The 13,626-nt window shown below is 40.4% G+C and carries 19 protein-coding genes and 2 pseudogenes; 7 read left to right on the top strand and 14 right to left on the bottom strand.

Going from position 1 to position 13,626, the window contains the following annotated elements:
• Positions 1–152: 152 nt before the first annotated feature.
• From M1E09_RS10040 to M1E09_RS10030, 3 genes and pseudogenes are all read right to left on the bottom strand, one after another.
• Positions 153–563: a sensor histidine kinase gene (locus tag M1E09_RS10040; RefSeq protein WP_456274689.1), complete on the bottom strand. Its 411-nt coding sequence runs from the start codon at positions 561–563 to the stop codon at positions 153–155.
• The gene (locus M1E09_RS10035; protein ID WP_456274688.1) at positions 560–712 is read right to left on the bottom strand and encodes a hypothetical protein; all 153 of its coding nucleotides are present in this window, start codon (positions 710–712) and stop codon (positions 560–562) included. Before M1E09_RS10035 ends, M1E09_RS10040 begins: the two co-directional genes overlap by 4 nt.
• 32 nt (positions 713–744) lie before the next feature.
• Positions 745–921 (bottom strand): annotated as a pseudogene (locus M1E09_RS10030) (DUF1648 domain-containing protein); the annotation flags it as partial.
• A 232-nt stretch (positions 922–1,153) separates the two neighbouring features.
• Between M1E09_RS10030 and M1E09_RS10025 the strand changes: the two are divergent.
• Both M1E09_RS10025 and M1E09_RS10020 read left to right on the top strand, forming a co-directional pair.
• Complete coding sequence (locus tag M1E09_RS10025) at positions 1,154–1,327, top strand: hypothetical protein (protein ID WP_456274687.1); 174 nt, start codon at positions 1,154–1,156, stop codon at positions 1,325–1,327.
• Between the two features lie 225 nt (positions 1,328–1,552).
• Positions 1,553–2,188, top strand: coding sequence for a pentapeptide repeat-containing protein (locus M1E09_RS10020; protein ID WP_456274686.1), 636 nt, complete (start codon positions 1,553–1,555; stop codon positions 2,186–2,188).
• Positions 2,189–2,282: 94 nt separating this feature from the next.
• Here the strand turns inward: M1E09_RS10020 and M1E09_RS10015 are convergent, their stop codons facing one another.
• From M1E09_RS10015 to M1E09_RS10005, 3 genes are read right to left on the bottom strand one after another with little or no spacing between them, the layout of a single operon-like run.
• Positions 2,283–3,029, bottom strand: a complete 747-nt coding sequence (locus tag M1E09_RS10015) for a GTP pyrophosphokinase (RefSeq protein ID WP_456274685.1) — start codon at positions 3,027–3,029, stop codon at positions 2,283–2,285.
• A 56-nt stretch (positions 3,030–3,085) separates the two neighbouring features.
• A complete protein-coding gene (locus M1E09_RS10010; protein ID WP_456274684.1) occupies positions 3,086–3,496 on the bottom strand; it encodes a Spx/MgsR family RNA polymerase-binding regulatory protein in 411 nt (136 codons plus the stop codon).
• 54 nt (positions 3,497–3,550) lie between these two features.
• Positions 3,551–4,165, bottom strand: a complete 615-nt coding sequence (locus tag M1E09_RS10005) for a TetR/AcrR family transcriptional regulator (protein ID WP_456274683.1) — start codon at positions 4,163–4,165, stop codon at positions 3,551–3,553.
• A 765-nt stretch (positions 4,166–4,930) separates the two neighbouring features.
• Here M1E09_RS10005 and M1E09_RS10000 point away from each other — a divergent pair.
• The gene (locus M1E09_RS10000; protein ID WP_456274682.1) at positions 4,931–5,461 is read left to right on the top strand and encodes a hypothetical protein; all 531 of its coding nucleotides are present in this window, start codon (positions 4,931–4,933) and stop codon (positions 5,459–5,461) included.
• 56 nt (positions 5,462–5,517) lie between these two features.
• Here the strand turns inward: M1E09_RS10000 and M1E09_RS09995 are convergent.
• The 4 genes and pseudogenes from M1E09_RS09995 to M1E09_RS09980 form a co-directional block, all read right to left on the bottom strand.
• Positions 5,518–6,142, bottom strand: a pseudogene (locus M1E09_RS09995) (YdcF family protein).
• Positions 6,143–6,155: 13 nt separating this feature from the next.
• Positions 6,156–6,632 (bottom strand): hypothetical protein, encoded by a 477-nt coding sequence (locus M1E09_RS09990; protein ID WP_456274681.1) that lies wholly within the window; start codon positions 6,630–6,632, stop codon positions 6,156–6,158.
• 278 nt (positions 6,633–6,910) lie between these two features.
• Complete coding sequence (locus M1E09_RS09985) at positions 6,911–7,093, bottom strand: SE1832 family protein (RefSeq protein ID WP_456274680.1); 183 nt, start codon at positions 7,091–7,093, stop codon at positions 6,911–6,913.
• Positions 7,094–7,243: 150 nt separating this feature from the next.
• Positions 7,244–8,002: an SDR family oxidoreductase gene (locus M1E09_RS09980; RefSeq protein WP_456274679.1), complete on the bottom strand. Its 759-nt coding sequence runs from the start codon at positions 8,000–8,002 to the stop codon at positions 7,244–7,246.
• Between the two features lie 196 nt (positions 8,003–8,198).
• Here M1E09_RS09980 and M1E09_RS09975 point away from each other — a divergent pair, with 196 nt between their 5' ends.
• Positions 8,199–8,801, top strand: coding sequence for a TetR/AcrR family transcriptional regulator (locus tag M1E09_RS09975; protein ID WP_456274678.1), 603 nt, complete (start codon positions 8,199–8,201; stop codon positions 8,799–8,801).
• Positions 8,802–8,878: 77 nt separating this feature from the next.
• On the opposite strand, the gene M1E09_RS09970 is transcribed toward M1E09_RS09975, so the two are convergent.
• From M1E09_RS09970 to M1E09_RS09960, 3 genes are all read right to left on the bottom strand, one after another.
• Positions 8,879–9,274, bottom strand: coding sequence for a VOC family protein (locus M1E09_RS09970; RefSeq protein WP_456274677.1), 396 nt, complete (start codon positions 9,272–9,274; stop codon positions 8,879–8,881).
• A 153-nt stretch (positions 9,275–9,427) separates the two neighbouring features.
• Positions 9,428–10,135, bottom strand: a complete 708-nt coding sequence (locus tag M1E09_RS09965) for a DNA alkylation repair protein (protein WP_456274676.1) — start codon at positions 10,133–10,135, stop codon at positions 9,428–9,430.
• Between the two features lie 16 nt (positions 10,136–10,151).
• On the bottom strand, positions 10,152–10,628 hold the full coding sequence (locus tag M1E09_RS09960) for an SRPBCC family protein (protein WP_456274675.1): 477 nt from the start codon (positions 10,626–10,628) through the stop codon (positions 10,152–10,154).
• Positions 10,629–10,817: 189 nt separating this feature from the next.
• Here M1E09_RS09960 and M1E09_RS09955 point away from each other — a divergent pair, with 189 nt between their 5' ends.
• Positions 10,818–11,213: a hypothetical protein gene (locus M1E09_RS09955; RefSeq protein ID WP_456274674.1), complete on the top strand. Its 396-nt coding sequence runs from the start codon at positions 10,818–10,820 to the stop codon at positions 11,211–11,213.
• A gap of 73 nt (positions 11,214–11,286) precedes the next feature.
• Here the strand turns inward: M1E09_RS09955 and M1E09_RS09950 are convergent, their stop codons facing one another.
• Complete coding sequence (locus tag M1E09_RS09950) at positions 11,287–11,931, bottom strand: uridine kinase family protein (RefSeq protein ID WP_456274673.1); 645 nt, start codon at positions 11,929–11,931, stop codon at positions 11,287–11,289.
• Between the two features lie 148 nt (positions 11,932–12,079).
• Here M1E09_RS09950 and M1E09_RS09945 point away from each other — a divergent pair, with 148 nt between their 5' ends.
• Positions 12,080–12,313, top strand: coding sequence for a hypothetical protein (locus tag M1E09_RS09945; RefSeq protein WP_456274672.1), 234 nt, complete (start codon positions 12,080–12,082; stop codon positions 12,311–12,313).
• A 60-nt stretch (positions 12,314–12,373) separates the two neighbouring features.
• Complete coding sequence (locus M1E09_RS09940; RefSeq protein ID WP_456274671.1) at positions 12,374–13,135, top strand: DUF3891 family protein; 762 nt, start codon at positions 12,374–12,376, stop codon at positions 13,133–13,135.
• Positions 13,136–13,626: the final 491 nt, after the last annotated feature.

Here is a 13,626-nt window from a genome sequence, read left to right as displayed (position 1 = left end):
TTGCCAATATTTCTCTAACCCCTTCCCCTTGTAAATAAAAAAAACAACCGCTTTAGGAGCGGCTCTCTTCCTTATCTTATTTAAAAAAAGAGGGACGTCTGGTCATCAGTACCAAACGTTCCCTCTGCTCCACCACATAACGATTATAAAACTTAATTTATATCTAGTTGCCACTCACAGATCATACATAATTGATTCCCTTTTAACTCTGCAACCAGACTCCCGTTCATTTTTTCCACTAAGCTTTTTGCAATCGGCAAACCCAGCCCGGTCCCTTTTCCCGTCCCTGTCTGATCTGCCTTATAAAACCGGTCAAACATTTGCTTTACATCCTGTTCGCTAAGTTTCTCAACAGAGTTTGAAATTGTAAGTTGGATGGCTGTGTCCATTTTCTTCAGCCTGATGGCAACATCTCCGGTTGAATACCTGATTGCATTGACTACTAAATTTTCTATCACTCTCTTAGCTGCAGAAGAGTCGAGCAACAGCATCATGTCATCTTCCGGGATATCTATATCAGGCTCTATGTTTCTTTTCTTAAATTCTTCATAAAATCCGATCAATGCCTCTCAAATACATCGTTCAATCTGTGCCTCTCCATGTTAAGTGGATAATCTGCTTGTTCGATAATCGAGAGCTCGAAGAATTCCTCAAGCAAAACCTTCAATCTTCCCGCACTATTTTTGATCGTTTCTATGTATTCCTTTTTCATCTCATTACTTATTTCTTCCGATTCCAGAAATTAATGAGCAGTTCCCATTTAGATCCCCAACGATCCACCTCGCCCAGTGCATTGTAATGTGCAGGAACTTCTTCCGGAAGTGTATTCCAATTGATCATTAAAAAGAGTGCCGCAACGAAGTAAAATGAGTAGCCAATGAAGTCCCAAACCCACTCGCTTTTGGTTTTGGCAATTTTTATTTGGGCCGCCTCAAAAAATTGACACCGCTCTCCCGCCTTACCTGAACTTTTATATTAACTTAAATAGGATTAATCATGAAAGAAGTTTCAAAAAAATTCATTCATCTAAATGAAATATCCAATGGTCCATGTATTTGCAGTTTCAGAGGCTATACTTAACATTACAATGTGTATTTCACTAAGGACTTGAGCATGTTAAATGAGAATACTCGAAACCAGGAGGTGAACTGCTTTGAACTTTAAAAGCGAATTGCAAGAAGCTCAGGATATAATCCATAAAGCCCATCTTCACTTGAAACAAGTCAATTCAAACAGTGCTGATGCAGAAGCCTGTCATTTTGCTCAACAAGAACTCGAAAAAGCTCAACAGAAGATACAGCAGGTTCAACAACTCATCCACGAATAATTCTTCACTTAACCTGGGGGCCCTGCCCCTGATAATATATATCTTAAAAATGGAAAGAAAGAAAAAATATTTTCGAGAAACATATTTAACACATGATAGATCCCCTGCTAAATTGCATTGCTTTGTACACACTCTCCCTCAAAATTAAAGACTTTTAATGAAAGCCTTTCTTTCTTATAGTTAATACAGAGAGTATGTAAACAAAAAGTCAGAGGGGTAATATTTATGAAGATCGAATCGCCGGCTATACCAAAAGATTTACCTTTACGGAATTTCAACGATATTTTTTATGAGGAAGATCCCGAACTGGAATTTTGCCAAATTCATGATTCTGTTTTTGAAAATGAAGTCTTGCCAAGAGTCCGTTTATATAGGATGACATTACGAAATTGCAAGTTTACGAACACGGATTTTTCTAGTATTGATCTAACTGATGTCGTGTTTGAGAACTGTGATCTTTCAAATGTTAATATGAGTGGGGCTTCCATCCACCGCACTGTTTTTAAAAATTGCAAATTATTGGGCGTGGATTTTACGGAGTCGAGCTTTGGCAATGTTCTATTTGATCAATCATTGCTTAACCTGGCATCATTCGGACATTCAAAACTTGAAAAAGTGGTCATGAAGGAGACTTCGTTAGAGCGTTCGGATTTTTACCAGTGCAAATTTAAAAAAGTGGAGTTTAATGTGAGCAATCTGAATGAAGCCAGCTTTGAAAGTACTTCCCTTAAAGGAGTCGACATCAGTACCTCGACTTTCGAGTCACTTTCTGTTTCTGCCTCGGATCTTAAGGGCTGCAAAGTTTCCACGAACCAGGCTATTCAGTTTGCGGCCCTATTGGAGCTTATTATTGTTGATTGAGTTCCCCGGTGCGTTTGTTCGAATACATAATGTTAAAGCCGCATTTATCATATCTGCGGCTTTTTTGCACATGGATATTTTGTTTAGTGTATGGCTATTCTTTCTTAAAAAGATTAGCTTTTCCCATCATCTGGACCATGATTTTGCTGGGATCAAACAGCAGTTCTTCCCGATCATTTGCTGTGTCCTGGTCTTTCAGGATATTGATCTCATCATTAATCGTTTCCATCTTTAAATCGAGCTCCGCCACCGTACTGGCCGCTTCCTTTAGTTGTCTTGTCAAATGCTCGGGCACTTGTTTATTGTACTTATAATAAATTTTGTGCTCCAAGCTCGCCCAGAAGTCCATGGCGATTGTGCGAATCTGCATTTCTACATACACATGCGCTGTCCGATCCGACATGAACACCGGTATCTTCATGATAATATGCAGACTTTGATATCCATTTGGTTTTGGGTGCTGGATATAGTCTTTCACTTCAACCACTTCTATATCAGACTGGGCCTGAATCATTTCACTGATTCGATAGATGTCGGAAACAAATGAACAAATGATACGTATTCCTGCAATATCTTTTATGCTCTCCTGGATATTTTCAATCGTTAGGTCAAGGTTCTTGCTTTGCAGCTTCTTATAAAGACTCTCTGCTGATTTTACCCGTGAGTTGACATGTTCGATCGGATTGTAATCATGTGTTAAGCGAAACTCTTCTTTCAATATATTCACTTTCGTATTCACTTCATCCAAGGCAAACTTATACACCATGCTGAAGCGTGTGATTTCCTTGCGTATTTTATCCAGTGTTTCTTTATTGATCATGAAGGTTTCGGTGGAATTCATTTTGATTCATAGATCCTTTCATTATGCCTGTTCCATTCTATCAAGCAGCTATAGGGTCAGTTCGTAATATCTCCCAGTCTATTAAAGTCCAAATTATTCACCCTCCACTTCAGACGGGACTTTCTCGGAAGAAATTGACGGATATCCTCGCTGTATCCAGCCTGCAGCCTCTTTTCATCGATAATGATGGGGCTCTTAAGCAATTTGGGATACTGGTTAATTCGCTCAATCATTTCCTGAAGAGATAATTCTTCCAGATTGAAGTTCATCTCTTTATACGTTTGCGATTTCACTGCCATAATTTCATCTGTGCCGTCTTCTGTTAACCGTAAGATCGTAAGGAGTTCACCGATCGTAATCGGCTCTTGCATAATATTCCTTTCCACAAAAGGGACTCCATGCTCTTTCAACCACTGCTTCGCTTTCCTAGTCGAACTGCAGCTGCGCCCATATACTGTAACAGTCATCTGACTCTCTCCTAACCTCTAATTTCACTATTGAAACCATTGACGAAAGTAATATTACCTTTGGTAAATCCCGTGTTTGATTAACTCCATTTGCACCTTGAAATGTTTAATTGCCTCTTCATCTGATAATTTTCTTGATAACTTTTCAATTAAATTGTGGAAAGCAACAGCCGCAATTATTTGCAAGATAGGGACCAATTCTGTGTCCTCCCGCACGTTCACTAATTGTTTATCAACTAAATCCATCATCTTTTGAAAATGGACTTGGTCATGAGTAGAATCAATCATGTAGGTGAAGGAGTTCTCCACTTTGTGAGTCGCATAGAGCAATGCATTTTTTATAAAATTTTCTTCCTCTTCATCCGGCATCATGACCAGGAAATTGTGATGCATGTTGATCACCGCTTCGATAATATCACCGTTATGTGCCTCCAACATGGTAAGGAAGTGGACTTTTCCTTCTTCCAGCTTTTCATCTAATAAATAGAAATAGAGATCGTCTTTATTCTCAAAGTATTGATAAAAGCTCCCCCTCGGGATACCAGCTGTTTTAACTATATTCGCAATGGAAGCCTCATGCAGCGGTACCCTTGCAAATTCATTCTCAGCGGCTTGGATTAATACTTTTCTTTTATGTTCTGGCAGATTAAAGAATGTTATCTTTGGCAAAAGTACCCCTCCAGCAATATGACACCGTGTCACTTTTTTAATATCTTCATTTTATATGACACGGTGTCATATGTCAAAGCTTATCTCTAGTATTTGTTGATTCATCCTATTTCAGACCTATGGATTGGGTTAATTGAATCTGGTATTTGGTGGGCAGTAAGTTGGTTCCTTAAGCTGTTCATTAGCTCCTATCAGCTGGTTATTTTGAGGAAAATCTGCTCAGAAACGGGGTTATCAGACCATTGGGTTTGTACTTTTGAGTTTGCATTGGGCCGCAATTTTGGTTACCGGGCCATTGAGTTTGCACTTTCCAAGTTTCATTGGGCCGTAAGAGGGTTTATCGGGCCGTTGTGTTAGCGCTTTCGAGTTTTCATTGGGCCGCAAACAGGGTTATCGGACCATTGAGTTTGCACTTTCGAGTTTTCATTGGGCCGCAAACGGGATTATCGGACCAATGAGTTTGTACTTTCGAAGTTTCATTGGGCCGCAAACAGGGTTATCGGACCATTGAGCTTGCACTTTTGAAGTTTCAATGGGCCGATAACGAGATTATCGGCCCATTGAGCTTGCACTTTCGAAGTTTCATTGGGCCGCAAACGGAATTATCGGGCAAATGAATCCGTCTCTGCACAAACCCACTTGGCCAAAACCCCCATAACCGCCAATGACAAAATGAAACAAAGTGAAAAGAGAAGAAATCTGCAAGGATAAATTAGCAATTCTTTGGGGATTTTATGTATAAATAGGTTTATAAAGGATGTATCCATGAATCAGTACTTCGAGGATATCAAAAGTAAAAATTTCAAAGTGAATGTATATAAATCCCCTGTAGCAGCCGCTATCTGGTCTGCGTGCCTGCCCGGTTTTGGCCAATTTTATGTGAGGGATTATATTATTGGCATCATCTTAGTCATCTGGGAAATCGCTGTAAATGTATTGGCGAAAATCAATTGGTCCATTTATTTCTCATTCACCGGTGAACTGCAAAAATCGCTTGATGTCGTAGATTGGGGATGGGGCTTGTTCTACCCATCCGTTTACGTCTTTAACATCTGGCATGCATATGACCGGGCCAGGGTGATCAATAGTGAACTTCAGGAAAGAGGCGTTCCCACGCCAAAGCAATATTCACACCTTTTAGGTTTTTTCATTGGGCTTTTTCTGGGAATGTTCTTTGGGCTGCACTGGACCTTCTTAGTCAGTCCGGTCTTAAGCGGGTGTGTTCTCGGCCTTGTTTTTGGAGTGATAGGCCACCTGATAGAAAAAATATTGGTAAAGCGATTTGATGGAGGCTAGTATGTTTTTAATGTTGTAAACTCGCCAAATGAAAAGGACTGGCCAGCGCCCTGAATTTACCTAAACGGCAAACTGAAAATATAGCCTATATAGAAAAACAATTCACGCAAGAAGAAAGGAACTTTACTACTCAATGTCTTATATACGGAACTTTGCGTAGGTGATGAATAGGCTTCCATTCCAGTGTTTGCTGCTATCAGCATCGCTCTTTTCATATGCAGAGGGTCGCTGACGATGGTAAATGTGTCGATATTTTTCTCTTCGCCAATTTCATAGGCGTATTTCAAGTTCTCTTCTGTGATTTTTGATTTTGTTTCAAGCAAAATATCTTCAGGATCAACATGGTGTTTTATAGCATATTCCCTTACAACCTCATACTCTGCATACTGATCGCCTTCAGCCTTGCCGCCTGTGAAAATGATTTTCTCTACATAATCATTCTTGTAAAGCCAGATGGAATGATTGATCCTCTCTCGTAAAACAGGAGATGGTTCATCATCCCCAGGCAGCAGCGCCAAGTACCACGGCCGCATCCGTCTTGACTAATTGGACGTTGTCACTAAAAGATCAAATAGTAAAAGCTGAATAGCAAACGAAAATAAGAAAAAGTATGAGCAGGGTTATCACAAATCTAAAACTGAATTTTTTCAACAATTCACTCAGTCCTTTTAAAACAAAAATGTAGAGCAAGTACTTAATTCATTAAATTGTAATAATAATATTTGGCATCTTGCAATGAACTGTTTAAATCCAGAGATGCACCTAGAGCAACGTATATGGCAACACCTGCAAATACGGCAATAAAGGGACCGCTCTCTTTCAATACCTTTTTGTTTCTCTTATAAAGGAAGAGCGTTAGTACCACACTAATGAATAAATAAGATAACGATAGAACGAGTTTTACAAATTCCGATTGACTATCTCCGACGGCTCTCATAAAGATATCCAGATCTTTCTCGTTCTCCTGGCTTTCCTGGATGATTGACGTATTTCCTTTGTATCCGACCTCCCAGAAAAATGCATCCTGTTTTTTTGTGACGGTATATTCATACCCCAAAACATCTCCATCACTGATCACTCCAGAAAATCCCCCTGTATCTTCTTCCCCTTGTGAACAGGCTGCCAGGATTAAAGTAATGAGAAACAATACGGTCAATACTATTTTTTTCATGTCCTTTTCCTCTCTTCTGCAAATAAACCAACACAAGCCGGCCAACGATGTTATGTAGAAATCCGGTTATTTTTAAGATAGATTCTTACCCTCCATTTTAAATTACTAATAACCTTCTGTATATCCATTATTTGCAAACAAACCGAAATTCTTCATGTGAATCTCAAGACACCGCTTTTGATTCTTTACAGATCCCATGAAACAAAAAAAAGAGCGCAAACCATGTAGTTTACGCTCCCTTCTTCTTTAGGGTTTAAATAAGGTATTAATAAGGTGAATTATTTCTCAAGCACTGCAAGCTGCTTATTTAATTCAGCTAATTCGATTTCCAAAGCTTCCAACCGCTTTTCGGACTTTTCAGTATTCCTTCCGACCGACTCCAGCTTCTCGAGATCTCCTTGAATGCGTATGTAATCCGATTTTACCTCATTGATTTTGTATTCTAACTCTTTTTTCGTCATGTTGGTACAACCCTTTCTTGATTTATCTCCATTTAGTATAAACAATCAAAATAGGCTGATGCGAATGTTTTGTTTTGAATCCTTTCTATTTGCAGGTGTCATAACTGAAAAACCGCCAAGACATCATCTCAGCGGCTTTTATAAAACTTATTAATAGGCTGTCCAGCCCGCATCCCCGGTAATAACTGTTCCATTCACGAAACTGGATTCTTCTGAAGCAAGGAAAAGGGCAATATTGGCGATTTCTTCAGGCTTACCGACACGAGGATTGATTGCCAATCCCGGCTGGATTCGTTCCATGCCTGATTGATTGAAGCCTGTCATGGAAGATTGGATGTTGGTTTCCACTCCCCCAGGGGCAATGGCATTACAGCGCACCCCTTTTGTGGCATACATGAAACCTGTGTTCTTCGTGAAGCCGACAACAGCATGTTTGGAAGCTGTATAAGCTGCTCCTGCTCTTGCGCCATAAAGGCCACCGGCTGATGCGATGTTGATGATAACACCCGCCTCTTTTTCAAGGAAGACCGGCAATGCTTTGCGCGTTGCACGCATGACACTTGTCGTATTGACGGCAAAAATTCTCTCCCAGTTTTCATCGACGATATCACCTGCAGGTTCAAAGTTGTCCATGATTCCTGCATTATTTACCAGGATGTCCAATGTGCCGTAGGTCTCGATTGTTTTATCAATAAGGTTATGGATATCTTCTTCTTTTGCGACATTCGCCAGTACGGCAACAGCTTCACCGCCACTTGCTTTGATTTCCTCAACTGCTGCGTTGGCTGCTTCCTGATTGATGTCAGAAACGACCACTTTCGCTCCTTCTTTTGCATAAAGGACGGCAATGGCTTTCCCCATTCCTGAAGCTGCTCCTGTTACGACTGCTACCTTGTTTTCCAGTCTCATTTTCATTCCTCCTAATATAAAGAATATTAAATTTTTTGTCTTTTTCAACAGGTGTTGATTATTCAACACGTACCTATAGTATAATGACTGGTAAAAGCAACGTTCAATCAGCAAAACAGACGGGAATTGTCCATTAACCAACAGAGGGACAAGCAATTGTGCATTAGTTTATGTTATTGAACAATGGAGGCGTGATATGTCTATTAATAATGATTATGTTGACAGGAGAGTTGTGAAATCCAAAAGAGCGATGAAAGATGCCCTCATTTCATTGATGGAGGCGGAAGATTTCAAAGCAATTTCCGTTTCCGATATCGTGCGTTCAGCCGATTTAAACAGAGGGACATTTTATAAGCATTATCAATTTAAAGAGGATATTTTGAATGAAATCATTGACGAGGTCATAGAAGACTTGATTGAGTCGTATCGAAAACCATATAAGGACAAGGCCATCCTGGAGCTTCATGAATTGACGACTTCAGCTATTCAAATATTTGATCATGTCAGCAAGTACGCTAAGTTCTACACTCTTATATTCAAGACCGATACATTGGCTGGTTTCCAGCATAAGTTTTGTTCCATTATTAAAGACCTGACCTTGACTGATCTCCAAGATCAAATCACAAACAGCAAGATCAACCGTGAACTGCATGCAAGTTATCAGGCCTATGCGATTTTCGGCCTTATCATTGAATGGATCAATGGCGGCTTTAAATACACCCCCACTTTTATGGCAGAGCAGCTGCTGGAAATTATCAAGAATAATCGATCGGTTGTTGTCTCTAAACACAATGAATGATAAAAGAAAGACCTGCTCCCGCGTAAGCAAATCCTTACGACCGGGAACAGGTCTATTTTTATGATAACAGAAACTCTCTATTTCGCATTTTCATCCGGTTGATGAATACCAAAGATATTTCCTTCAGTATCTTTATAGTACCCCTGCCAGGCCATTCCAGGAAGTGCATATTTCGGCATGGCTACCTGTCCGCCATTTTCAAGAATCTTCGCTTCCGTTGCATCGTAATCTTCTACGCCCATAGTGCAGACATATCCGTTCATCGGCTGGTTTGCTTCTGGAGGAGGACCCTGGCGCTGCATTAAGGCTCCATTGATGCCCGGTTGATCTTCTCCGCCGGTCACCGCCCCCATATAAGGCATGCCCGCGAAATCGCTCCAATCTTCAAATGTCCAGCCAAATACCTCACCGTAAAACTTAGTAGCTCGTTCCATCTTATCCACGTGAACTTCAAAATGAACTAATCTTCCCATATTTCCCTCCTGGTTTGTACGAATTAATTTCCTGCTTACCTATTATGTATTCTTCAAGAAGTCATGTAACCCTTCATTTTCTAACCAAAAGTCTACTATATTCCTATGGTAATTTCCCGATCTTTTTCATATTTGCAGAAGAGAAAATGTTACCTAACAAATACAGGTCTTTCTCTTCAACCCAACTCTATCCTTCGCTTCTACCTTCTGGATATAAGCAGCAGCCACCGGGACCTTGCAAGCCGTATTCCCGACATCCACCTGGACCTTGCCGATCTGGTCGGCCACTTCCTTTGCTTCGCCGGTCAGTTCTGCAACATAGGAGCCTACAGAGATGACAAACCCATTCATGACGTATCTTACCCGGTTCCGTTCCTCATGGATGGTATTTTTGATTTGTGATAGAAGGGTTTTGATTTCTTCTTTATCCAGTTCTTCATCAGGAGTAATCGAGAGATAATTCGAATAGGTACTCCAGCCGCAGACCGCTGTCATTTCCTCTTCTGACTGCAGCCATTCCCGTGCCAATTCCAGGGCATAGTCACTTTCGGCTGCTGCTCCGGCAACCGTGTATTCTGCTGGCATATACCAATACGCCCCTTTTACCCATTCCTGTAAGGTTTCTTTTGAAATCTTCTTCGGGTTTATCGAGAGACCTGCCAGATACATGGCATCATGGTTTCCGGACCGGTAGAGCTGAAGAGCCAGATCATGATCCTTCTTCACATACTTTACCAGCTTTTTCAGATCACCTATTTTCACTCCGAAAAAAGGCTCCTGAACACCGTGATTCTCATAAATGCGTTTCGTTTGCTCTGAACCCATTTCTTCCAGCTTCTGCATGATTTCTTCATAGGTCATACAAGACTCGCCTCCTTCATTTAACGGTAGTTCCGCTGCTCTCTTTTTCCAAATAGGCCTTCAAAGAATCCAAGTCTTTCGCACAGGCATTCTTAAATGTACCTATCATCAGTTTGCCGAAAACTTTAGAGAGACCGGTAAGCCCTCTTATTTCACCCTGCATGGCCACTTCGGTCTGATCACCTGTTGAGGAAAGAAAGTATGTAAAGATATATTCGCCTTTCCCCATCGATCCCTTTGTTCCATCACAGCGCAGGACGATTTTATCCGGTTTTTCCAGGCTGGTGACTTCAAAGTATTCTGATGCCTCTTTCCCGAACATCTTGCGGGTTTCCTTCCACTGGCTGCCCTCTTGCAATGGCCCTTGATCCGTTCTCTCTATTTCCACTAAGCCCTGCATCCATTGATGTGCTGAATCGAGATCCAGCAACCCTTCATACGTCTCCTCTTTTGAAACCGGGAAGTTTCTTTTTATCTCGAATTGGATACTCACCCTGATATCCTCCTTACATTACTGTTATTAGTATTATAACTTCAACAGGGGTGTTCTATAATCCTGCCGTGTGGTAAAAGAAGGAATGTGAGTAGCGGTGTGGAACTTATTAAATGAATTAAATATCCGTCAACGAAATAAAATAAGAAATGCTGAGAATAAATATAATAAAGAGAAGAGTTGATAGTTATGGAGGGATTTTTAGTACAAACAGCCTCTATCATTGTGGCGGCTACATCATGCGGAATTGCTATTTTTCAAGTTTTGCTCTTTTGGGGATTCCCATTGGCAGAATTCAGCTGGGGGGGCAAGTATAAAGGGGTGTTGCCAAAGAAGGTAAGAATCATGAGTTTGCTTTCAGCTTTCCTATTGCTATTTTTCAGCTTTATCTTTTTAGTTCACTCCAATATCATTTCAGTAGGGTTTTATATACCTACAACTGTTTTGGTCATCATCATTACTATTTTCATGGGTTTTAGTACATTAGGAAATTTAGTTTCTAAAAGTAAAAAAGAGAAATTTGTAATGACTCCAATTGCGGGGATAACATTTTTATCTTGCATACTTGTTATTATGAATAGCTGAATTTCCTTTGGTGGTTACTCTAAGTGAAAAGAAAAACGCCCTGTGTAAAAAAAGGGCGTTCTATCCTTCATTACTACCCAGTAATGACTTCAGCCTTTTTCAGGATGAACGCCTCATTATTATTTTTGATGACAATATCGAACTGCTCACTTCTCGGATGCATAAACAATTCATATTGTATCCTTCTTTCATGATGAGAGTGCTGTAAATCCTTCAAATCGGTACCTCTTTCTGAAATGTCACGGATACTTCTTCTGCTGAATTCCGTCTCCCCGTCCGTATATAAATAAATCTTCAAATCGAACAAATCAGGATCAATGAAGGCAATACTCATCCCGTCTATTATATTCACTTTTTTCCGGGAGGCGATTAATGTATCCTTCGCGTAATGGGTACCGACACTATAAAAGTCGAGTACATCCTTCATCATCAGGATATCTCTTTCCATAGCATTCAAGTTGTGGGCTGAGGGATGGCAGGCCGTCATTTTATAATGGTGGTTCTCATTTTTATATTCGTAGTCTATTTTCTTCCGGACGGCAGAACTGATGATGAATGGGTCTGTATTCATATAATTCACGTCTTCCTGCCCCAAAAGGTTGACCAGATTGCTCGCAAACGTCGTCTTCCCGGAAGCCCCATGTCCTGAAATACCAACGATGATTCTTTCCTCTTGATTTCTTATCCAATCAGCTATGTCCTGTATGATTTTATCCATAACTCTCCCCCTATCGTCATCAAAATAATTATACAAATACTCATTCATAATTGGAAATTTTTTCTTAATGATCTCTGTCTTTTTATTAATTTAAAGTTTATGAGTATGTTATCCTGAGAGAGTAAAATAATGTAAGGACTGATTTTGTATGAGTAAATGGAAAAAAGATTTTACGAACAGGAATGAAATAAAGCGTTCGATGGCTGCTAAAATAGGATTGATTTCTATATCAGCCGTTATTTTAATCTTGATGATCGTATTCGATAGTATTGGCACGGCTGATTTTTCAGTTCCATTTGCAGCTGCTGCAATCATTGTAGGAGTTGGCAATGCCATTTACTTTCGTAAGGATATCAAAGCGTTGAAAAACCTTGCAGACTAGTAACCTTTTATGGAATTTGTTTAGAATACATAGCCGGAAATGAAAAGGGGACATTGAAATATGATAATCCGTGAAACCACCGATTCCTTTATAATGATTAAGCAGCATGACCATGCTTATTTATCTGGAGTAATCACGAAACACTTTAAGCATACATTCCTGCAATCAGACCGTTTGTTCGAAGATGTTGTCTTGGCCTCCTATGAACATGACCGCAGTTGGATCGGTTTGGATGATACTCCTATTTGGGATGACCATGCAAGCCTTCCCTACTCATTTTCTGATTATCCTCTTCTCCCTAAATTAGCATTCTATCGAATAGGATTGGATGAGATTGAAAGAATGAATCCCTATTCCTGTCTCCTATGCAGCATGCATTTCTGTTCATTCTTTTCTCATTCAAAAGACAAAGATTGTCTTCTTTTTTTAGAAAAAGAGAAAACACGCCAAAACAACATCAAGAAAACCCTGCCCGGTCTTGATGAAGCTCTGCTTCTGCAGCATTTTTACCTGCTTCAATTTTCCGATAACCTTTCCTTATATATCTGCTTGAATGAGCCTGGTGCTGAAAAGGATCATGAGCACCCATGGTTTAAAAAGGGTTTTAGTAACACTGAAATGTTCAGCCCGCATAACCAGCCGCTCATTGCCCAGTGGATTAATGAAAAAGAAATATCAATAAATGGGTTTCCCTTTCAGAATGGCTTTCAGTTGTCCTTACCGTACAAAAGTGTTTCAAAAAGTGCTGTGGCGGATAAGGGCATTGCAAAGGCGTATGAAGACAGCGCTTGGGAAGAGCAATTAATCTTTATAAGGAAATAGCAGTTCAAAAGAAATATAAAAACGTCAAGAGCTAAAAAGAGGCTGGGACAAAACCTTAATAAAAGGATCTTTTCGCATTGAGTGTGGCTGTTTAAAAGTATTGGATTTCCGCTCCAGCCTTACGACTCCGCGGGGCGGGCGGTGAGCCTCCTCGGCTGATTAAAAAGCGGAAGCGGCCGTTCAGCGACGTACAGATTGGAGGGCTATCGCATGAGATAAAGGAAACACAACGAACGTAGTGAGTTGATGTTGACTTATCGCAAGGAGAGAGACCGAAATCTGCTAGTCGCTGGCCGCTGGAGCTGGATTCGCCTGTGGGGTTACGTTCCGGTGGGTACGTAACTTTGGTCTCACCTGTCCCGCTAGTCCCGCAGGAGGTCGCACGGCTTCCGCTCCAATCCCTCTACGTAATAGGGTAAAGGGTAAAATAGCATTAAAAGAACAATCTTTTAGAAAAGATTCTAATAAAATGAATGACCGCATGAGGTTAA

Source organism: Bacillus sp. AK031 (assembly GCF_053903065.1).
The sequence above is the reverse complement of the archived record's forward strand: the minus strand, read 5'-3'. Positions and strand labels throughout refer to the sequence as shown.